We start from the raw sequence: 21,011 nt of genomic DNA, 5'->3' as shown, positions 1-21,011 counted from the left end.
GAGAGAGGGGTGGAGAAGACTCACAAACCGAGCATAGCCCGGCATTGGATCTGCATCGCACCGCCTACTGTGGATGCGTGCGTGGATTGGACAGGGTTCGACACGGGGTCGCCCAAGCCCGCGCCCGCCGGTCGCGACGTCGGGAGAACCGCTACGAGCACCGCACGCTCGTGACGGACTCCGATGTCTCCCCAAGCGTCCTTGACGCGGTGAACTCGCTCCGGTCGGTCGGCCCACTGTCGCTGCTCGAACATGCACTTGCCAGTGCATCACCGTTGTTGCGAGATGCCCTCGTTCTGAGGGCAACTGCCGGTGCCGCGGACTGGAGAATGCTGCGCAATGCGCTGCTCAGCGGTCGTCCTGATGCATTCCCCGTTCGTGCTCCGGATCTTGTCTCCGTCCTTCGTGCTGTGCGTTCCCACGCAACTGACGCTGGCGACCTCCAGGCTGTTCATCGTGGCGCGGTGCTCGCCTATCGGCGGTGGCCGACGCTTGAACTCGACAGTCCAGCGCGCCGCATCCTCATCGAGTTGCTGCTCGAGGCAGGGGAGCGAGAACGGGCGGCACGGTTGTTCGGTCCCCGGGTCGGTAGAGGAGCTGGCGCCCGACTGGTCGCCCTCGACCTCGACAATCCGTTTGCGGGCGAGGCGCAGCATGGCGATCGGTGGGCTCGTGGATTCGCGGCACTGTTCACCGGGCACGGATTGGAGGCTGTCGTCGTCGATGAGGCTGGGCACGATGACGACCGGTCGCACGCGTTCGATCGACTTCGCTGCGACTCGCACGGAGTATCGATCGAGGATGGTCCGCTCGTCTCGGTCGTGCTCGCCGTGCGCGACCCCGGGCCCGAGTTGACGACCGCGGTCGACTCGATCATCGCCCAGACCTACCGGCACTGGGAGCTTCTGATCATCGACGACGGCTCAGGGCCATCGGCCGATACGACGCTCGACTCGGCAGCACGGCGAGATCGTCGCATCCGGCTCGTCCGGCACGCAGAGAGCACGGGCCCCTACGTTCGTCGCAATGAGGCGCTGACCATCGTCAAGGGTGAGTTCGTGACGTTCCATGATGGAGACGACTGGTCGCACCCTCGTCGCCTCGAGCACCAACTGCGACCGCTCCTCGCCGCCGAACCGCCGATCGCAACGGTGTGCGCATCCTTGCGTGTGACCGATCACCTTCAAGCGGTGCACGGCCGTGGCCGATCGCTGCGCATCACAGAGTCGTCGATCATGATGCGCCGGGAGCCGACGACTCGCCTGATCGGGTTCTTCGACAGCGTGCGTCGAGCCGCCGATTCCGGGTTCAGGCTTCGGCTGGAGACGCTCGGCGCCGTGCAGCTGGTCGACCCGGCAGCGCCACTGAGTCTGGTGCGGTTCCGCCCCTCGACGCTGAGCGGAACGGACTTGCGCGACGGGTGGACCCACCCGGCGCGAGTCGCCTACGCGGACGCTCACGCGCACTGGCTCGAGCTCGAACAGCAGCAGGGACGGCTGCCGAAAGTGGCGTTTCGTGGCGAGCAACGTCCCTTCCCCGTGCATCCCTATATCGCCTCGGGTCGACCAGCGCAGGTCACTGCTGATGTCTTGGTGGTCGGCGACGCGCGCGAGGGAGCTCGAGCACTCATGCACGAGCTGCTCCAGAAAGTGATGAGATCTGTCGGCGACCGTCACGCGACGGCGGCGTTCCTTCACGCCGCAGAGCCAGGTCCGGGACCAGCTGCCAGCCCCTTCAGTCGGGTCGTGCGCGAGGCGCGAGCTCGTGAGGTGCTCGTCGACGTCGTACCAGGCGATCGTGTTTCGACCCCAAGCGTGGCTGTGCTCTCGACAGCCACGGCGCTCGCACTGAGCGCACCGATCGAGACTCCGGGCGCCGAGCTCGTGCTGCTGTTCGACCCCGCGAACGCGGAGGACACCAGTCAACTCGCTGCCGCGGAGCTGGCGATGCTGCGAGCATTCCCGGCGGCACAGCCGACCGTGCGGCGCATCAACCTCGGCGAGCTCGCTGACGTGCTCGCCCGCTGAGTGCCACCCATCGACGTCGGAGGGGTGTGCGCGGGTCACGGACGAGCCGGTTGAGTCGCTGGGCTGCCGTACTGAAGCGATCGAGGATCTGCAGCGCGGCTCGCTCGCCCGGTTTCAGAGCTCGGGAGCCGGTGAGAAGGGCGTGCCCGGCTCCCGCGCCGCCACGCGTCCGGGTGGGGGGAACTGCGATCAGATGCTCAAGCACCGCGATCGTCGCCGCCGCCCCATGGGGGCCGTCGATGATCTCGGCAGCGCGCTGCTGGGCAGCCATTCCGTGCCGGGCGAGAAGTTCGCGATCGAGTGCATAGCGGGCGAGCGCATCGGCGACGGCTTCCGGGTTCTTCGCGTCGACGAGGTACCCGTTGCCGTCGTGCTCGATGAGCTCGGTCGCGCCGCCGCTGTCTGACGCAACGACGGGGAGGCCCAGGGCGAGGCTCTCGAGATTGACGCGACCGAACGCTTCACGGGGTGACGGCACCAGGCTGACATGTGTCGCGGCGAGGTGGTCGAGCGGGCGCCGCTTCTCTCCCACGAAGTGCAGGCGATCGGCGACCCCGCGGTGGTGAGCCAGCCGACGGAGTTCGTGATCGAATCCGCGCAAGATCACGCCGCCGATCAGATGGAGCTCGGCGAGGATGCCGCGTTCGTGCAGTGCTGCGAGCGCTTCGACCGCCACGCGATGCCCCTTCTCGGGCGTGACGCGGCCGACAACCCCGATCCGGAGAGGCGCATGGCTCTCGGCGTCGGTACGCCGATGCTCGATCGCCGCCTGCACGGCGAACCGGTCGATGACGGGGTGCGCGACCTTCACCCTCGCCGCCGGAATAACGTCCGCGATGCTTGATCGCACGGCATCGGAATTGGCGATCACGACATCGGCGAGGGCGTCGACGTACCGTAAAGTCTGCTCTCGCCCCTCCCGCAGGCGGAAGCCCGGGCGGTCGTCCACGAACTCGCGCAAGAACCAGGCGACCGGCACCCCGTGGTCATGTGCCGCGATCGCCGCCCACGGTGTCACCACCGTGTTGACGATCACCAATGCGGGCCGAATGCGCTCGATCACCCGGGCGACCGCATTCACGTCGTCGCGCGACCGCGCACGTTCAAGGCGGCGACGCGCCTGCGACTCGCGGTGACTGAAGCTCACCCAGCCGCCGTACGGGGCATCGGAGACACTCCAACCGGCCGCGAGTGCAGCACGCTCCATCGCGCTGCCCGCGGCAGGTGAGACGAGATGCGGCTCGAGGTCGAGGCGCTTGCTCTGCCAGGCAGCGACGAGGCCCAAGACCGAGAGTTCTGATCCACCGAGATGCTGCGCGGCGCTGTGATTCACCACTAAGACGCGCACACGCGATCCCTTCTCGCTTTCTGGAGAGAGTGATGATGCAGTCGGCATAGACTCGACGAGGCTATCTCACCCCGAAGGGCACCATGACCTACCTGCGCGAGCTCATCGCCACTCGCGAGCTCCTCGCGAATCTGACGATGCGCGACGTCAAGGGGCAGTACCGGCGAACGGTACTGGGCCAGCTCTGGTCGATCTTGAACCCCGTGGCGACGATGATCGTCTACACGATCGTGTTTTCCGTGATCTTCCAGGCGAGGCCGGCGGAAGGCGACCCGAGCGGGCTCAACATCTACCCGCTGTGGCTCATGTGCGGTTTGTTGCCGTGGACATACTTCGCCCGGGTCGTCAATGGTGGGCTGTCGTCGATCGTGAGCAACTCCGGCCTCGTCAAGAAGGTGTACTTTCCGCGGATGCACCTGCCGTTCTCGGTCACGCTCTCGACCGGCTTCACCTGGTCGATCGAACTCGCGGTGCTCTCGCTCGCCGTGCTGCTGTTCGGGGGCATGCCGCTTCCGTGGCTGCCCCTCGTCGTTGTTGTGATGGTGCTCCTCGCAGCATTCGCCAGCGGCCTTGCGATGCTGCTCGCCATCCTCAACGTGCATTTTCGCGACACCCAGCACTTCATGAGCATCGTGCTGCAGATGTGGATGTACCTGACCCCGATCATCTACCCGATCTCACTGGTCGAGGCCGCCGCGGCGAGGCAAGGAGACTGGGTGCTCTTCGTGTACCGGCTCAATCCCATGGAACGCTTCGTCGAAGTGTTCAGGAATCTGCTCTACGACAACCGGATGCCCGATGGGGCCGACCTTCTGTACTGCGCGGTCGTCGCCCTCGTCTCCTTCGGCATCGGCTACCTCGTCTTCTCTCGCAAGGAACGTCGATTGGCGGAACTGCTGTGAGCGACTCGGCGGTCGTTGTCGACCGGGTTTCGAAGCGGTTCCGCATGTACCGAGAGCGCAACCAGACGCTCAAGGCAGCATTGCTGCGGGGTCGAGTGAGCGATCACGAAGACTTCTGGGCCCTTCGCGACGTCTCGTTCGAGGTGCCTCGCGGTGCGACGTTCGGGCTCATCGGGCGCAACGGCTCGGGCAAGTCGACGCTGCTCAAGACGCTCGCTCGCATCTACGTACCCGACGAGGGCTCGGTGACGATGCGCGGGCGGGCGTCGTCGATGCTCGAGGTGGGCTCTGGCTTCCACCCCGAGCTCAGCGGCCGAGAAAACGTCTACCTCAACGGTTCGATTCTCGGCTTGAAGCGCAAGCAGATCGAGGCAAGGTTCGACGAGATTGTCGACTTCTCGGGTGTCGAATCGTTCATCGATCAGCCCGTCAAGAACTACTCGTCGGGAATGTACGTGCGCCTCGGCTTCGCCGTTGCCGTGCACACCGAGCCCGACATCCTCATCGTGGATGAGGTGCTCGCGGTCGGCGATGGAGCGTTCCGCGAGAAGTCGCGCAAGAAGTTCCTCGAGTTCACGGGTGAAGGGCGCACGGTGATTCTCGTGACGCACTCGCTGCCCCAGATTCGCAAGATGTGCGATCAGGCGGCGTGGCTGCAGAACGGCCGACTGCGGCAGATCGGTGACGCGACCGATGTGGCGAACGCGTACGAGCAGTCGCTCGCTGATGACGACGGAAACCTGCCGACGCCGGAGCTCGAAGAAGACTGAGGGTTCTACCGCGCGCGCCGCTGCAGCAGCGCCGAGCGCACCGCGAGGCCGATCGACAGCGCGACGCGCACGGGCCACAGGTGCCAGCCCGTGTACTTGCGGGCGATGAAGCGGCGCGCCGAGGTGTGGTGGGCGTCGATCATCTGCGCCGAGTCGCGCGCCGCGGTGTGCCCGCCGATGTGGGTCACCGCCACGCCGGGCTCGTAGCGGTTGCGGTAGCCGGCCTTGCCGATGCGGTAGCCGAGGTCGACGTCTTCGAAGTACATGAAGTAGCCCTCGTCGAAGCCGCCGAGCGCGTCGAAGACGTCGCGCCGCACGAGCAGGCAGGCGCCCGAGAGCCACCCGGCGTCGCGGGGGGTCACCGCCTCCTCCGAGTCCTGGCGGTAGCGGCGGGTCCACGGGTTGTCGTGCCAGAGGTTGACGAAGAGCGCGTGGCCCACGCCGGTGCGCAAGGAGGGCACGCGCCGCGCCGAGGGGTACACCGTGCCGTCGGGGTTGAGCACGGCGGGGCCGACGGCGGCGATGCGCGCATCGCGCTCCGCCACGGCGACGAGCGCGTCGATGAGCCCCTCGTCGAGCACGACGTCGGGGTTGCTGATGAGCACCCAGCGCACGGCGGCGGGCAGCACGGCGACGCCCGCGTTGACGGCGCCGCCGTAGCCGGGGTTGCTCGGCAGCGGCACGTAGCGCGCGCCGATCTGCTCGGCGAGCTCGGCCGCTCGCGAGCCCTCGTCGGGCCGGTTGTCGACCACGACGGTCAGCACGGGCCGTGTGCTCGCCGCGGCGATCGAGGCGAGGAACCCCGGCAGCACGTCGTTCGAGCGGTAGGCGACGGTGACGACCGCCACCGTCGCGTCGTGCTGCTCGCCCCCGGTCATGATGCTTCGAATCCTAGTAGCGCCCTCGCGGGCCCCCGTAGGCTGGCGGGGTGGCAGACGCGAGCATCTCGGTGGCGATGTGCACGCGCAACGGCGCGCAGCACGTCGCGCGGCAGGTGCAGAGCATCCTGCGCCAGCGCCCCGCGCCGATCGAGCTCGTGGTCGGCGACGACGACTCGAGCGACGACACGCTCGCCATCATCGAGCGCGTGCACGCCGAGGAGGGCGGCACGACTCGGCTCACGATCATCCGGCGACGGCCGCCGCTCGGCGTGACGGCGAACTTCGCGGCGACCCTCGCCGCCTGCTCGGGCGACCTCATCGCGCTGAGCGATCAGGACGACGAGTGGATGCCCGGCAAGCTCGTCGCGCACGCCGCCGCCTTCGCGGCCGACCCCGGGCTGCTGCTCGTGCACAGCGACGCGCGGCTCGTCGACGGCGAGGGCGCACCCCTGGGCTCGACGCTGCTCGAGGCCCTCGAGGCGACGCCGGCCGAGCGCGCCGGCCTCGCCGCGGGCGAGGGCCTGCCGGTGCTGCTGCGCCGCAACCTCGTGACGGGCGCGACCGTCGTGCTGCGCCGCTCGCTGCTCGAGCATGCCGCCCCGATCCCGGCCGAGTGGGTGCACGACGAGTGGCTCGCGGCGATCGCGGCGGCCGTGGGGCGTATGCGGCTGCTGCCCGAGCCCCTCATCGACTACCGCCAGCACGGGGCCAACGAGATCGGCGCCCGGCGACCGACCATGAGCGACCGGCTCGCCCGCCTGCGCGAGCCCCGAGCCGAGCGCGCCGCCCGACTGGCGCACCGCACGGCGCTGCTGGCGGCGCGCGGGCGGGCGATCGGCGTCTCCGCCGAGGCGCAGCGGCTGCTCGACGCCAAGGCCGATCACGAGGCGCGGCGGGCACGGCTGCCGCGCGTGCGGCTGGCGCGCGTGCCCGCGGTGCTCGGCGGGGCGCTGACGGGCCGGTACTCCCGATACAGTCGGGGCGCCATGGATGTGCTGCGTGATCTCGTGACCCCGGCCGGCGAGCTGCCCGTCATGACGCTCGCCGACGCCGCGGCCCCGACGGATCGGGGTGCCGCATGACCCGCGTGCTCATCATCACGGGAGACCCGCTCGCCGCGGCCATGGCGGGCCCGGCGATCCGCGCCCTCAACATGGCGCTCACGCTGCAGGGCGCCGGGCACGAGGTGCGGCTCGTCTCGACGACGCGCGCCGAGCATCCGGCGCCGCCGGTGCCTATGTTCGCCGTCACGGCGGGCGATGAGCGCGGAATCGCGGTGCACGAGCGGTGGGCCGAGGTCGTGCTGTTTCAGGGCTACGCGACGACGCAGTTCCGCACGATTGCCCGCACCGATCGCATGCTCATCGCCGACGCCTACGACCCCATGCATCTGGAGATGCTCGAGCAGGGCCGCGAGCTGCCGCCCGCGACGTGGGCGCTGCGCGTCGCCACGGCCCGTGATGCCCTCAACGACCAGTTGCGGCGGGCCGACCTGGTGCTGTGCGCGAGCGAGCGGCAGCGGCTGTTCTACCTCGGCCAGATCGCCGGTCTCGGGCGCCTGAACCCCGCGACCTACGCTACCGACGGCGACCTGCGCGGGCTGCTCGCCGTGGTGCCCTTCGGGCTCGAGCCGAGCCCTCCCGTCGCCGACGCGGGGCAGGGGATGCGCGGCGCCGTGCCCGGCATCGACGCCGACTCGCGGGTGCTGATCTGGGGCGGCGGGGTCTACAGCTGGTTCGACCCGCTCACCCTTATTCGCGCCGTCGGGATCGCGCGCGAGCTCGAGCCGCGCATCCGTCTGTTCTTCCTCGGCACCCGCCACCCGGGGGTCGATGAGATGGGCATCGTGCGCGAGGCTTTCGACGTGGCGACGTCGCTCGGGCTCGAGGGTCGCGAGGTGATCTTCAATGACACGTGGGTGCCCTATGACCGGCGCGGGGCCTACCTCGTCGAGGCCGACGCGGGGGTCAGCACGCACCACGTGCACGTCGAGACGACCTTCTCGTTCCGCACGCGCATTCTCGACTACCTGTGGGCGGGCCTGCCCATGGTGGTCACCGAGGGCGACGGCTTTGCCGACCTCGTCGAGGTCGAGGGGCTCGGCATCGTGGTGCCGGCGAACGACGCGGATGCCCTCGCCGACGCCCTGGTGCGCGTTCTGGCCGACTCGCCCGAGGTCGAGACCTGGCGCGCGAACGTTGCCCGCGTGCGCGAGCGCTTCGTGTGGCAGGTCGTGTTGCAGCCCGTGCTCGACGCGGTCGCCGCGCCTCGTCGCGCGGCCGACGCCACCGCCGGACGCGACGGCATGGGTGTCGGCGCGCGCGCCGTCCGCACCGCCGGATTCGGCCACACGGTGCGTATGACGCTGCACCACCTCCGGGCCGAGGGCATCACGGGCGTGACGTCGCGCGTGCGCAAGCGCTTCGCCCGCGACTAGCGCCCGCCCGCTCGCCCGCCTGCGCCCCTGCCTACCCGCCTGCACCTTCTCCGGCACCCCTGCTCAACCCCACTCGCTGTTCACTTCGCCTCGCCTCACACGACCCGCGGTCTCACACAGGGCGATGACCACGTCGACAGACTCCCGAATCCAAGGACTTCTGAACGACTCTTGATCGTCTACATCCTTGGATTCGGGAGTGTCGCCGGGGGGAGTGCTCGCCCTCATGAGGAGGCGATGCCGCGATGCGACGCTGGAATGCGGGGCGGCACGAAGGTTCGGAAGGTGGGGGCGCGGCGCGAGGGTTCGGAAGGTGCGGGCGTGACGCGCGTGCAGGTCGAACGGGCAGGAGGGGGAGGGGTGGCGCCAGGTCGCGACGGGCCGCGCTGGATGACCGGCGCACCCCCGGTACGCTGAACCAGTGCTATCTGCCGCTCGCTCCGCGCTCGCCCTGCTGACGCCGAGCGAGCGCATCAGCTATTGGGGGCTCGTGGCGGCCCGGGCGATCGTCGGGTTCCTCGACGTGTTCGGCATCCTTCTCGTCGGCGTCGTGGCGGCGCTCGGCGCGACACAGTTCGCTCAATCTGACGGCACGACCATCGTGTTCGGCGTCACCCTGCCGCAGTTCGACGGACAGGGGCTGCTGCTGCTCGTGCTCTTCGTGCTCGGCGTCTTCGTCGTGAAGGCCGGCATCGCCATCGGGCTCTCCCGCGCGCTGACGGCGTTCATCGCGCGCATCGAGGCGCGCAACGCCGCCGAGCTCGCGACGCATCTGCTGACCGGCTCGCTCGCGCACGTGCGCCGCTTCTCGCGCACCGAGCTGCAGTTCGCCCTCACTGAGTCGATCAAGTGGACCTTCACGGGCCTGCTCAACAATGTCGCGGCCATCGTCGTCGAAGGCTTCCTGCTGGTGATCGTCGCGGTCGCCTTCGTTGTCGTCGACCCCGTCGTCGCCGTCTTCGCGCTCGGCTACTTCGCGCTCATCGTCGTCGGCATGCAGGCCGGCATTGCTCGCGTGCTGAAGCGCGCCGGTGAAGACGCCGCCGAGGGCACCAAGCTCACCCTCGGCGCGCTCGGCGACACCCTCGACACCTACCGCGAGCTCACCGTGCTGGGGCGCAGCGAACTCTTCCTCGAGCGCATCCGCGCCTCGCGCACCCGTGCCGCACGCTCCGGTGCCACCCTGGCCTTCCTCGGCGGTATGCCGCGCTACGTCGTCGAGACCGCGCTCATTCTCGGCGTCGTCGTGTTCGTCGGTCAGCAGCTGCTCACCGGCCAGCTCGCGAGCGGGCTCGCCACGCTCGGCGTGTTCCTCGCCGGAGCCGTGCGCATCATGGGCGCAATCCTGCCGCTGCAGACCGCCGTCGCGGCGCTCAAGGTCAACACCGAGCAGTCGGCGACCGCCCGCGCGCTGCTCGCCGAGCTGCGCGGCGCCCCGTTGCCCGAGGTGCCTGCCGCTCCCGCCGGAGTCGCCGTGCCGAGCGGGGGCACGCCGCTCGCCGTCGAGGTGCGGGGGGTCGGCTACCGCTACCCCGACGCCGAGACGTCGGTGCTCGACGACGTGAGTCTGACGATTCCCGCCGGCAGCTTCGCCGCCATCATCGGCCCCTCCGGCGCCGGCAAGACGACGCTCGTCGAGCTGCTCATCGGCCTCAGCGCCCCCGACTCGGGGTCGATCGAGATCGACGGCTTCGACCCGCGGGCGCTGCGGCTCGCCGCCCCCGGCCTCGTGTCGTACGTGCCCCAGAAGCCGGGCCTCGTGAGCGGAACGATCGCCGACAATGTCGCTCTCGGTATCCGCCCCGCGGCGATCGACCGCGACCGGGTGCGCGCCGTGCTCGCGCAGGCCCAGTTGCTCGACTTCGTCGACTCGCTGCCCGAGGGCATCGACACCCCGGTCGGCAAGCAGTCTGACGCCTTCAGTGGCGGCCAGGTGCAGCGCATCGGCCTGGCGCGCGCGCTCTACGTCGCTCCGCGCCTGCTCGTGCTCGATGAGGCCACGAGCGGGCTGGATGCCGCGACCGAGGCCGTCGTCAGCCAGACCCTCCGCGCCCTGAGCGGAGAGCTCACGATCATCGTCATCGCCCACCGCCTCAGCACCGTGCAGCGAGCGGACACGGTCGTGGTCATCGAGGGCGGCCGGGTCGTGGCCGAGGGTGACTTCGCGACCGTGCGCCGCACCGTGCCGATGGTCGCCGAGTACGTGAAGCTCATGTCGTTCGACGACGAGGCTGATCCTGACGCGCCGGAGCAGCGCGCCCCCGAGTCGAAGGAGGAGTCGTGATCGACCGCCTGCGCCGCATCCCTCTCATGGCGCTCACCCCTGTGCTGGCCCTGCTGACGCTGTTCGCCTGGGTGTGGGCCTCACCGATCGGCTCGGCGCCCGACGACGACTTCCACCTCGTGAGCTCGTGGTGTGCGGGCCCGACGGCCGACGAGAACTGCGCCCCGGGCGACGAGCCCGAGTCGGGCGTCGTGCCCGTCGCGCTCGTCGAGATCGCGTGTTTCGCCTACAACTCCGAGACAAGCGCCGCCTGTCAGGGCGAGCAGTTCCCGTGGGACACCTCGGTGCAGCAGCAGACGAAGCGCGCCAACTTCTCGAGCGCCTACCCGCCGGTGTTCTACGCCGTCACGGGGGCGCTGACCGGCGACGACGTGCAACTGTCGGCCCTCGCGATGCGCGTTCTCACCGTGCTGCTGTTCCTCGGGCTGACGGTGGCTCTCTGGCTGCTGTTGCCGATGCACCGCCGCGCGACGCTCGTCTGGGGCTGGCTCATCACGACCCTGCCGCTCGGGCTGTTCATCATCGCTTCCAACAACCCCAGCGCGTGGGCCGTCATCGGTGTCGGCTCGTGCTGGATCGCCCTGCTCGGCTGGTACGAGTCGCAAGGCCGCCGCCGCTGGGGCCTCGGCGGCGTGTTCGCCGTCTCGGTGCTCATCGCCGCGGGCGCGCGGGGTGATGCTGCGATCTACACGGGTCTCGCGATGCTGCTCGTCATGATCCTCACCGTCGAGCTGTCGAAGCAGTGGATGCTGCGATCGATCCTGCCCGTCATCATGGGGTTCGTAGCGCTGTTCTTCTTCATCATCTCGCGACAGGTCGCGGCCGGTACCGACGGCTTCACGGGCGGCAGCTCGGAGGCGAGCGAGGAGCTCGGCGGGTTCGGGCTGCTTGCGTACAACATCCTGAATGCGCCGTTCCTCTGGTCGGGGGTGCTCGGCGATTGGGCGCTCGGCTGGCTCGACACCTCGATGCCGCGCATCGTGCCGCTCGCCGTCGTCGCGGTGTTCGTCGCGGTCGGCTTCACGGCGATCCGCCGCATGTGGGGCCGCAAGGCGATCGTGCTCGGCTTCCTCATCGTGGTGCTGTGGGCGCTTCCTGTGTACGTGCTGCAGCAGGGTGGCGACTCGGTTGGCGCGAACCTGCAGCCGCGCTACCTTCTTCCCCTCATCGTGCTGCTGGGTGGGCTGCTCGTGCTGCAGCGACCGGGTGCGAGTCTCGCGTTCAGCCTGCCGCAGCGCTTCGCCATCATCGCGGCGCTCGGCGGCGCGCACTTCGTCGCTCTGCACCTCAACATGCGGCGCTATATCACCGGCATCGACGGCTCGAGCATCAACCTCGACGCCGGAGCAGAATGGTGGTGGGAGGGGCCGGTCGGCCCGAACGCCGTCTGGCTGCTCGGCTCGCTCGCCTACGTGCTGCTGGTGTGGATTCTCGTGCGTACGCTCGGCGGGCCGCGTCGTGTGGGCAACGATCGCGCAGAGCCCCTCATCGCGTGACCTCAGCAGCTCGACATCGCGGCGACGGTGGAGCTCAGTGCACCAGGTCCGCCGATAAGTACCGCGAGTTCGGTGCCTTGCCGCGCGAGCGACCGGGCGAGTTGAGCGTGCACGCATGTTGGCGGAGTCAGCGCGAGGGGTACGCCGAGCGCCGCACTGAGTGGGCCAGCGGAGAGAGCGTCAGGAAACTGGGTGCCGTTCGCCACTAGCGTGACGGCGCTCTCGCCGAAGAAGAAATCGTTGATCAGACGGCTTGTCTCATAGCGGTCAACGCCCCCGAAGCGAACGACACGGAGCCCCCGCAGGCCGGCGAACTCGTTGATGGCGAGAGGGCTCACGGTCGCCCAACCGCCTGCGATGAACAGGCGCGACGGGGCGAGTGAATCGATCAGTGCGGCGGTCGCCGCAGGCAGAGCCCGCTCGTTCGCGCCGCCCACCAGCACGAGCGGCAGGCCTGCGGCGCCCGCGGCGCTCGCGGCGCTCAACGCATCAGGAAAGTCGAGGCCGGTCGCGATGAACACCGCTCTCTGTGCCAGATCGACCGAGAGCTCATCGCGAGCGTCGATAATCAGCTCTCGGGAGGTGTCGTAGCGGTCGACGCCCGCCACACGGTCGACGTCACCGCTCCACTGCTGCGCGAGCGTGCGCACCTGGTTCTCGACCGCGGTGGACACCACAGCCGTGCCACCGACGATGACGACGCGTTCTGGTTTCAGGCGGCGAAGTTCGTCGACCACGGTGGCAGGCACGAGTGTCGGGGCGGTGAGCAGGAGACCGCCGCCAGCCATTGACGCGAGCGGCGTCGCGCTGAGAGCGTCAGGGAAAGCGAGGCCGTTGACGAGATAGATGACGGGTGCAGGCACCGCGCCGTCGAAGATCTGCTCAGAGATCTTCACGGCGGTCTCGTAGCGGTCGATGCCCTCGATGCGACCGGTCTCGAGTGACCACGGGGTCACCGTAAGGGTGCCGACATCCCGTGTGGCCTGCGGCGCTGCAGTGACGATCTCTGCCTCGTCGAGCACAGGGGTGAGCGGGTGGAAGAGCCGCTGAACGAGGCGCCCGGTGGATGCGCTGCGCACCTCGAAGCGGTAGTCGCCCGCTGGCACGCTGCTCGCAGCGAACCGACCTGCGGAGTCGGTGCGCACCTCGGTCACCGGCCGCCATACATCGCTCGGCGTCGCACGATGCCAGAGCACCACCGACGCGCCCACGCCGACCGCAGCCGCGTCGGTCGACGCGACGGCACCGGTGACTGTCGTGATCGGGTGCAACACGATGGTCACCGGTTGTACCGCGTCGATAGGCATGTAGTCGGCGGTCTCGATCGAGAGCGATTGACCCCAGAAGGCGGTGGTGGTCGGCACACCTCCGATCGCTCCACCCGGTGCTCGAGCTGAGACACGCACTTCGAGCGCTCCTGTCCCGACAGCCGGCTCCACGGTCGCCACTCCTGACGAGTTCGCCGTGTACGGAAACACGGTGAAGCCGCTGCCGTCTTCGGGCATGACGTAGTTGCGAGTACTCACGGTCACGATGGCACCCGGCACGGGGCTCACCACGCCCGAGCCATCGTTGTACACAACCGTCACGGTGAAGGGTGTGGTGGCGTGGGCAGGGGAAACCGGCGGTACGAGATGGCTGAACCACACGGTGAGCGCCACTCCGAGCGCAACGAGGACGACACGACGACGATGGGGCGCGAGCACGTCGTGAGTCTAAGCGAAGCTCAGCTCTTTTCGGCCAGGTTGACCCCGGGGCCGCCGGTCAGAGGCGGGTGGAACGACGGCTGCGCGGCACCCAGCCCTCAGGCGATGCCGATCACGCGATACGTGACTCCGGGCCATGCGTCGGCCGTCGAGACGCGGCGGCCGTCGACGAAGGTGCGGATGCCCGGCAGTTCGGCCGGTGTCAGCAGGCGGTACTCGGCGTGGTCGGTTTGCACGACGGCGGCGTCAACGCTCTCGCCCAGGTGGAACGGGGTCCAGCCGAAGCGCGAGAGCTCGTCGTCGGTGTACAGCGGGTCGTGCACAAGCACCTCGGCGCCACGCTCCTGTAGGGCGGCGACTGCGCCGAACACGCCGCTGAACGCCGTCTCTTTCACCCCGCCGCGGTAGGCGGCGCCGAGCACGACGATGCGCTGCCCCTGCAGACTGCCGTGCACGCCCTCGAGCAGGCCGATCGTGTAGTCGGGCATGCCCGCGTTGGCTTCGCGCGCTGCGCGCACGACGGTCGCCGCCGGGTCGTTCCAGAGGTAGAGCCGCGGATACACCGGGATGCAGTGGCCCCCGACGGCGATGCCGGGCTGGTGGATGTGGCTGAACGGTTGGGTGTTGCAGGCCTCGATCACGCGGTAGATGTCGATGCCGGCGGTGGCGGCGTATTGCGCGAACTGGTTGGCGAGGCCGATGTTGACGTCGCGGTAGGTGGTCTCGGCGAGCTTGGCCATCTCGGCGCCCTCGGCGCTACCGAGATCCCACACGCCGTTGGGGCGCGGCAGGTCGGGGCGCTCGTCGAAGTCGAGCACGGCCTCGTAGAACGCGACCGCCCGGGCCGCACCCGCCTCGCTGAGCCCCCCGACGAGCTTCGGGTAGCGGCGCAGGTCGGCGAAGATCCGGCCGGAGTACACGCGCTCGGGCGAGAACACGAGATGGAAGTCGCTGCCCTCGACGAGCCCCGAGCCCTCCTCGAGCATGGGCTTGAAGCGCGTGCGGGTCGTGCCGACGGGCAGGGTCGTCTCGTAGGCGACGAGGGTGTCGGGGGTGAGGTGCGCCGCGAGCGCGCTGGTCGCGTCGTCCATCCAGCCGAACTCGGGGCGGGCCTCGTCGTCGACGAAGAGCGGCACGACGACGACGACCGCGTCGGCATTCGGCACCGCATCCGCGTAGCTCGTCGTCGCCCGCAGACGGCCGCCGGCCACCACCTCGGCAAGGCGCTCGGGCAGGTGCGCCTCACCGGGGAAGGGGGCTGTGCCAGCGTTGATGAGCTCGACCGTGGCTGGGTTGACGTCGACACCGACGACCTCGTGCCCCTTTGAGGCGAATTGCACGGCCAGCGGCAGGCCGATCTTTCCCAGGGCGATGACGGCGATCTTCACCCGGTAAGCCTAACGCTCGGCGTCGGGCGCCGACCGCGCCTCGAGCTCGGCGATGCGGTCGAGCAGGCGCGCTTCGGTGAGGGCGATCTCGCGCGCGAGCTGCGTGTTCGCGCGGGTCAGCTGCACCGAGCGCTTGTACTCGTTGACGACGTAGATGAGCCCCGCGACGATCGCCAGGTAGAACAGCAGATCAGCACCGCGCCCGATGCCGACGAACTCGGCGAGGCGGCTGAGCAGGCCCGGCCACACGACCATGACGACACCGGCGAGCAGGGCGAGCAGCACGAGCAGGCGACGGATGGCGAGGTGCCGCGGGCTGGGGGTCGAGCGCACGAGGTACGCTCCGATGCCGATGAGCGCGATGACGAGGATCACCTGGAACCACATGGCGGCCCCTCCTTCTGCTGACGGTCGGGCTAGTTGATGATGAGGTCGACGAGGATATTGATCGAGTTGAGCAGCGACTGCCCCTTCGCCTTCGAGTAGTCGGTGTAGAGCACCTCGACGGGGAACTCGCGCCAGGGCAGCCCTGAGCGCCCCAGCTGCACGACGATCTCAGAGGCGTGGGCCATGCGGTCTTGCTTGAGGTTGACGGCGCGGGCGGCGTCGACCCGCAGCACGCGCAGGCCGTTGTGCGCATCCGTCAGCTTCAGGCCCGTCGACAGGTTGGTGACGGCCACGGCCGTCTTCAACACGACCTTCTTCGCGAGCCCGGGTTTCGTGCGGTCGTCGAGAAACCGCGAGCCGAACACGATTCCGAGCTGCTCAGCGCGGGCGAGCTCGACCATGGCCTCGGCGTCGACCACGCGGTGCTGGCCATCGGCGTCGAAGGTGACGATGTAGCCGCACCCCGGCTGCGCGCGCGCATAGCTGATGCCGGTCTGCAGCGCGGCCCCCTGCCCGAGGTTGTGGGGGTGGCGGATGACGCGGGCACCGGCTGCTTCGGCGACAGCGGCGGAATCGTCGGTCGAACCGTCGTCGACGCACACGATGCGGCGGAAGCGCTCGCGCAACTCGGCGATGACTCCCCCGATCACCGTCTGCTCGTTGTAGAGAGGAATGACGATCCAGGTGTCGGGGTGCAGGCCGGTCGCAGCCGGTGGCGGGGTGGGTACGGCCATGCTCACGATTCTGTCAGACGCCCGCGGCGCGCGCGGCGCTCGGCGACGACCCGAGTGCTCGTTTCGACGACGATTGCGGCCGCGCGTTCGATCGAGAAGCGCTCGTGCGCCCAGCCGCTGAGGGCCTCGCGCTCGCGCGCCTCGAGCGGGGCCGCGAGAACCGCGGCGATGGCATCGGCAACGGCGGGCACCGCGTATTCGACGGCGGTACCGACGGGCTGTTCGCGCGCCGACTCGGTGATGAAGCCGAGAGTCGGCCCCGTCCCGGTGAACACGACGGGGCAGCCTGCGGCGAGCGACGAGTAGATCTTGGTGGTGAAGGCGTAGTCGTAGCCCTGGCCCGGCTTGAGGCTCGCGAGCGAGACGACCGCGTTCGCGAGCAGGGTTGTGAGGCGCGGAGCCTCGATCGGGTCGCGAAACTCAACGCCGTCGAGCCCCAGTTCGGCGCAGCGGCGCTCAAGGACGGGCCGGTCGGAGCCGTTGCCGACGAAGAGCAACCGGAGCTCGGGATGATCGGCCCGCAGCCGCGCGAACGCCTCGATGAAGATTCCGGCACCGTGCCACTCCGAGTACGAGCCGGGGTAGATGATGTACGGCGCGTCGGGCACGTCGGCCCGTTCGTGCGGGGCCGCCACCGTTTCGGGGTGGCGGTAGTGGAAGGCCCCGATGTCGACTCCGAAGCCGATGACGGTGCTGGGGGCGCGCACGCCGAGCTCACCAAGCCGCTCGACCACCCCACGAGAGATCGCGAACAGGTGCGCGGCCCCGCGCAGCGCGAACAGCTCGGTGGCGCGCAACAGCCCGATCACGACGCGCGAGCCGGTGACCAGCTGCGCGGCGTCCGACCACAGGTCGGCCGCGTCGTAGACGTAGGGCCGCCGCAGCAGCGCGGTGATCACGCGCGTCACGGCGCCCGTGGTCGGCGGCGGCTCGACGACGTAGAGATCGGCGCGGCGCGAGAGGAGCAGCCGCACGGCCAGCGGAACATCGAAGCTGAGGTACGAGAGGTAGCCGCGCACGTATCCCTGACGATCGCGCCGCACGGGCGCGCGCCGAATGCGCACGCCGTCGATCTCGGTCGCGGCGATGCCGCGCGGGGGGTTCGTCGTCAGCACCGTGACCTCGTGGCCCTCGTCGCGAAACCGTCGGGCGATCGCCTCGAGCATGAACGAGGCCGCGGAGGGCTCGGGCGAGAAGATGCGGCTTGCGATGACGATGCGCAGGGGCCGCCGCGATTCCATGGTCTCCAGGCTAGGGCCCGCGGGGCGCGGCCGCCGTCAGCAGGCCGTTCGGCCGATGCGGCGTGACCCGTGCGCTGTGCGAGACTTATCCGCGGGCACGCGACGGAGGCAGGGCATGACGGCATCGATGACCGAGGGGGTCTCGTCACACCCGCTCGATCAGCGGATGCAGCGGCTCGACGCCTTGACCGGGGCCCGCTGGTGGGCGGCCTTCGTGGTCTTCCTCTACCACATGAACGTGTTCGCGCCGGTGCCGGGCATCACCGCAGAGGTCATCGGCCGGGGCTTCTTCGGCGTCACGTTCTTCTTCGTGCTTTCGGGCTTCGTGCTGACCTGGTCGGCCTCCCGCCTCGTGTCGCTCTCGACCTTCTACTGGCGGCGCTTCGCACGAATCTGGCCCGTGCACCTCGCCGCCACTCTCGTGGCGATCCCCGTGTTCTACAGCTTCTCGCCCGACCCCGACCAGAGCTGGGTGAAGCCGGTCGATGTCGTGGTACTGCTCGTGTCGATCCTGCTGCTGCAGGCCTGGTCGCGTGACCCGGTCGTGATCTTCGCAGGTAACCCGGCCGCGTGGACCCTCTCGGTCGAGGCTCTCTTCTACACCGTCCACCCGTGGATCGGGCGCGTCATGCACCGGTGGCGCGTGCGCGGTGCTCTCGTGCTGGCGCTCGCCGTCGTGAGCGCGGCTTTCGCGTTCCGCGCCATCGCCATCGTCGCCCCCGAGTCGCTCGTCGCTCAGCTGCCCCTGCCGCTCGTACGACTCTCGGAGTTCGTCATCGGCATGGCGCTGGCATGGGCGGTGCGCTGCGGGTGGCGGCCACGGGTTCCGGTGTGGGCGGCGCTGGGGCTGACGGGCGTGGTCGTGCTGGTCGTGACGATCGTGCCGACCCGGTTCGACGGAACCTTCTCGGCGCGGGTGGTCGGCGGCTTCTCGAACGAGCTCATCACCGTCGCCTGCGCGCTCACCATCCTCGCCATCGCCTTGCGCGCTCTCGACGGCCGGCCGTCATGGCTCGCGAGCCCGCCGCTCGTTCGGCTCGGCGAGTGGTCGTACGCCTTCTACCTGGTGCACGCCACCGTCATCTACATCTTCCTCGCGACGTTCGGCTACCAGCTGCCGGCCTGGGGCAACCTCGTGTTCTACCCCCTGCTGCTCGCCCTCGGCCTCGCGGCATCGGCCGCGTTGCACCACTGGGTCGAGAAGCCGGTCGAGCGGCGGATGCGCCAGTGGAAGGACGACCGCTCCGCGCGCGCGGAGAAGCCCGCGATCCCCGCAGCGGCCTGACGCCGCGGCATCCGCCAGTCGGGTCGTGACGCCCGGCTAAGATCGCTCTATGGACCACAGCGCTGTCATCGCCCTCGTCGAAGAGATCTTGGAGGTCGAGGCCGGAACGGTCTCTGCCGCTGACTCGCTCGCCGAGCTCGACTGGGACTCCCTTTCGAACCTCTCGTTCATCGCCGAGGTCGACGCGCGGCTCGGGGTTTCGATCGATGCCTCCGAACTGTCGGCGGCGACGACGGTCTCCGACATCATCGGCCTCGTCGACCATGCCGTCGACCGCGCCTGATTCGGGCGATTTCCTCGAGCTCGCCGGCTCCGTCGTCCTCGTTACCGGGGCGTCGTCCGGCATCGGCCGCAGCGTGGCTGAGCATGCGGCACGAGCGGGCGCGACGGTCGTCCTGCTCGCCCGCCGCGAGGCGGAGCTTCGGGAACTCTGCGGTGAGCTGCCGGGTGGCGGCCACCTGGCTGTGCCCTTCGACCTGCGGGCCTCCGACGACATTCCGGACATGCTGCGCGGGGTCGTGGATGCGGTGGGCCCGCTCGACGGGCTCGTCCATGCCGCAGGCGTGCACCGCGCGGTGCCGCTGCGGAGCGTGACGGCCGCACAGGCAGATGAGATGTTCGCGATGAACGTGACGACGGGGCTCATGCTCACGAAGGGCTTCCGGCACAAGCAGGTGAGGGGGGCGGCGCCGAGCATCGTCTTCCTTTCTTCTGCGACTGCGCTCGTCGGCGAGCCGGGTGTCGTCGTCTACTCGGCCACCAAGGGCGCCGTCGCGGCTCTCTCACGATCCCTCGCGCTTGAACTCGTGCGCGAGGGAATCCGGTCCAATGCCGTCGCAGCAGGGATCGTCCAGACGGAACTCACCGAGGGCATCCGCACTGCGATCGGCGCCGAGGCCTGGTCGCGGGTGGAAGCGGCTCACCCCCTAGGAGTCGGCGAGGCTCCCGACGTCGCCCGGGCGGTGCTCTTCCTGCTCTCGCCGGCGTCGCGCTGGATCACCGGCACCACCCTCGTCGTCGACGGCGGCTACACCGCCCAATGACCCTGGGTGGAGGTCGTAGGCTCGACGGCATGAAGGCTCACATCGCATCCATCGCCTACCACTTGCCGGCGGCCGTTCTCACGAACGAGGATCTTGCCTCTGAGTTTCCGGAGTGGAGCGTGGAGAAGATCTCTGCGAAGACGGGCATCAGCCGCCGCCACATCGCCGCGGCGGACGAGTTCTCGTCGCACCTCGCGATCGCTGCCGCTCGGCTCCTCTTCGACCGCGAGGGCATCGATCCGCGCAGCATCGACTACCTGATCGTGTGCACGCAGAGCCCGGACTACTACATGCCGACGACGGCCTGCTTGGTGCAGGAGGGTCTGGGGCTGCGTACGGATGCTGGGGCGACGGACATCACGCTGGGGTGCTCGGGGTACATCTACGGGCTCGGGCTCGCTAAGGGGCTCATCGAGTCGGGGCAGGCATCAACCGTCCTCCTGGTGACGGCTGACACGTACAGCAAGTTCATCAATCCGCTCGACAAGTCGGTGCGCACGATCTTCGGCGACGGGGCCGCGGCCACCCTCGTGCGCGGGGTCGAGGGCGCCGACGCACTCGTGGGCATCACGTACGGAACGAACGGGGCGGGCGGCAAGAACCTCATCGTGCCGAACGGCGGGCTCCGCGCTGGCACCGACATCGCGCCCAAGGCGGCGGTCGATCAGCGCGATCTGGTCGCGACGGGTCACGACCTGTACATGGACGGGCCCGAGATCTTCACCTTCACGCTTGACGTCGTGCCCAGCACTGTAGATGAGGTGCTGCGCAAGGCGGGATTGCAGAAGGACGACATCGATCTCTACGTCTTCCACCAGGCGAACGCCTTCATGCTCGAGCACCTGCGCAAGAAGCTCGAGGTGCCAGCGGAGAAGTTCTTCGTCTCGCTCGCGGAATCTGGCAACACCGTCTCCTCGACCATTCCCATCGCGCTCGCGGATGCGGTGGAGAAGGGGGTGTTGCGCCCGGGGATGCGCGTGCTGCTCATGGGGTTTGGCGTCGGACTCTCGTGGGGCGGGCTCGTCGCGACGTGGGGCTGACGCGCAGTCGACGCCGCTCGGGATCAGGCCACTAGCCTGGAG

The 21,011-nt window shown here is 69.2% G+C and carries 18 protein-coding genes; 11 read left to right on the top strand and 7 right to left on the bottom strand.

Annotated features, from left to right (window positions below; genetic code table 11):
• The first annotated feature begins 170 nt into the window (after positions 1-170).
• Positions 171-2,027: a glycosyltransferase family A protein gene (locus ACTIE9_RS08765; protein ID WP_439565201.1), complete on the top strand. Its 1,857-nt coding sequence runs from the start codon at positions 171-173 to the stop codon at positions 2,025-2,027.
• Here the strand turns inward: ACTIE9_RS08765 and ACTIE9_RS08760 are convergent.
• The gene (locus ACTIE9_RS08760) at positions 1,990-3,312 is read right to left on the bottom strand and encodes a glycosyltransferase family 4 protein (RefSeq protein WP_439565200.1); all 1,323 of its coding nucleotides are present in this window, start codon (positions 3,310-3,312) and stop codon (positions 1,990-1,992) included. The two genes, ACTIE9_RS08765 and ACTIE9_RS08760, sit on opposite strands and share 38 nt — an antisense overlap.
• A gap of 146 nt (positions 3,313-3,458) precedes the next feature.
• Between ACTIE9_RS08760 and ACTIE9_RS08755 the strand changes: the two genes are divergently transcribed.
• Together ACTIE9_RS08755 and ACTIE9_RS08750 are read left to right on the top strand one after the other, a co-directional pair.
• On the top strand, positions 3,459-4,277 hold the full coding sequence (locus tag ACTIE9_RS08755) for an ABC transporter permease (RefSeq protein ID WP_439565199.1): 819 nt from the start codon (positions 3,459-3,461) through the stop codon (positions 4,275-4,277).
• 44 nt (positions 4,278-4,321) lie between these two features.
• On the top strand, positions 4,322-5,047 hold the full coding sequence (locus tag ACTIE9_RS08750; RefSeq protein WP_439565198.1) for an ABC transporter ATP-binding protein: 726 nt from the start codon (positions 4,322-4,324) through the stop codon (positions 5,045-5,047).
• 5 nt (positions 5,048-5,052) lie between these two features.
• Here ACTIE9_RS08750 and ACTIE9_RS08745 read toward each other — a convergent pair whose 3' ends face one another.
• On the bottom strand, positions 5,053-5,925 hold the full coding sequence (locus ACTIE9_RS08745) for a glycosyltransferase family 2 protein (RefSeq protein WP_439565197.1): 873 nt from the start codon (positions 5,923-5,925) through the stop codon (positions 5,053-5,055).
• A gap of 50 nt (positions 5,926-5,975) precedes the next feature.
• Between ACTIE9_RS08745 and ACTIE9_RS08740 the strand changes: the two genes are divergently transcribed.
• From ACTIE9_RS08740 to ACTIE9_RS08725, 4 genes are all read left to right on the top strand, one after another.
• The gene (locus ACTIE9_RS08740; RefSeq protein WP_439565196.1) at positions 5,976-7,010 is read left to right on the top strand and encodes a glycosyltransferase; all 1,035 of its coding nucleotides are present in this window, start codon (positions 5,976-5,978) and stop codon (positions 7,008-7,010) included.
• Entirely contained in the window at positions 7,007-8,365 is a 1,359-nt protein-coding gene (locus ACTIE9_RS08735) for a glycosyltransferase (RefSeq protein ID WP_439565195.1), read from the top strand. Before ACTIE9_RS08740 ends, ACTIE9_RS08735 begins: the two co-directional genes overlap by 4 nt.
• A 421-nt stretch (positions 8,366-8,786) precedes the next feature.
• Positions 8,787-10,649, top strand: coding sequence for an ABC transporter ATP-binding protein (locus ACTIE9_RS08730; RefSeq protein WP_439565194.1), 1,863 nt, complete (start codon positions 8,787-8,789; stop codon positions 10,647-10,649).
• Positions 10,646-12,145 (top strand): DUF2142 domain-containing protein, encoded by a 1,500-nt coding sequence (locus ACTIE9_RS08725; RefSeq protein ID WP_439565193.1) that lies wholly within the window; start codon positions 10,646-10,648, stop codon positions 12,143-12,145. Before ACTIE9_RS08730 ends, ACTIE9_RS08725 begins: the two co-directional genes overlap by 4 nt.
• Positions 12,146-12,147: 2 nt before the next feature.
• On the opposite strand, the gene ACTIE9_RS08720 is transcribed toward ACTIE9_RS08725, so the two are convergent.
• From ACTIE9_RS08720 to ACTIE9_RS08700, 5 genes are all read right to left on the bottom strand, one after another.
• The gene (locus tag ACTIE9_RS08720) at positions 12,148-13,851 is read right to left on the bottom strand and encodes a cell wall-binding repeat-containing protein (RefSeq protein WP_439565192.1); all 1,704 of its coding nucleotides are present in this window, start codon (positions 13,849-13,851) and stop codon (positions 12,148-12,150) included.
• A 98-nt stretch (positions 13,852-13,949) separates the two neighbouring features.
• The gene (locus ACTIE9_RS08715) at positions 13,950-15,239 is read right to left on the bottom strand and encodes a nucleotide sugar dehydrogenase (protein WP_439565191.1); all 1,290 of its coding nucleotides are present in this window, start codon (positions 15,237-15,239) and stop codon (positions 13,950-13,952) included.
• A gap of 9 nt (positions 15,240-15,248) precedes the next feature.
• Positions 15,249-15,626 carry a DUF2304 domain-containing protein gene (locus tag ACTIE9_RS08710; protein ID WP_439565190.1) on the bottom strand — a complete coding sequence of 126 codons (378 nt, stop codon included), beginning with the start codon at positions 15,624-15,626 and terminating at the stop codon, positions 15,249-15,251.
• A gap of 29 nt (positions 15,627-15,655) precedes the next feature.
• The gene (locus ACTIE9_RS08705) at positions 15,656-16,360 is read right to left on the bottom strand and encodes a glycosyltransferase family 2 protein (protein WP_439565189.1); all 705 of its coding nucleotides are present in this window, start codon (positions 16,358-16,360) and stop codon (positions 15,656-15,658) included.
• Positions 16,361-16,362: 2 nt separating this feature from the next.
• The gene (locus ACTIE9_RS08700; RefSeq protein ID WP_439565188.1) at positions 16,363-17,601 is read right to left on the bottom strand and encodes a glycosyltransferase family 4 protein; all 1,239 of its coding nucleotides are present in this window, start codon (positions 17,599-17,601) and stop codon (positions 16,363-16,365) included.
• A gap of 115 nt (positions 17,602-17,716) precedes the next feature.
• On the opposite strand from ACTIE9_RS08700, the gene ACTIE9_RS08695 reads away from it, so the two are divergent.
• From ACTIE9_RS08695 to ACTIE9_RS08680, 4 genes are read left to right on the top strand one after another with little or no spacing between them, the layout of a single operon-like run.
• Positions 17,717-18,886 (top strand): acyltransferase family protein, encoded by a 1,170-nt coding sequence (locus ACTIE9_RS08695; RefSeq protein WP_439565187.1) that lies wholly within the window; start codon positions 17,717-17,719, stop codon positions 18,884-18,886.
• 49 nt (positions 18,887-18,935) lie between these two features.
• Positions 18,936-19,169 (top strand): acyl carrier protein, encoded by a 234-nt coding sequence (locus ACTIE9_RS08690; RefSeq protein ID WP_439565186.1) that lies wholly within the window; start codon positions 18,936-18,938, stop codon positions 19,167-19,169.
• Positions 19,150-19,929, top strand: a complete 780-nt coding sequence (locus tag ACTIE9_RS08685; protein ID WP_439565185.1) for an SDR family NAD(P)-dependent oxidoreductase — start codon at positions 19,150-19,152, stop codon at positions 19,927-19,929. The genes ACTIE9_RS08690 and ACTIE9_RS08685 overlap by 20 nt, the downstream gene beginning before the upstream one ends.
• Positions 19,930-19,958: 29 nt before the next feature.
• Entirely contained in the window at positions 19,959-20,969 is a 1,011-nt protein-coding gene (locus tag ACTIE9_RS08680; protein WP_439565184.1) for a 3-oxoacyl-ACP synthase III family protein, read from the top strand.
• Positions 20,970-21,011: the final 42 nt, after the last annotated feature.

The sequence above is a fragment of the Microcella sp. genome (assembly GCF_051860105.1).
GTDB lineage: Bacteria > Actinomycetota > Actinomycetes > Actinomycetales > Microbacteriaceae > Microcella.
The sequence above is the reverse complement of the archived record's forward strand: the minus strand, read 5'-3'. Positions and strand labels throughout refer to the sequence as shown.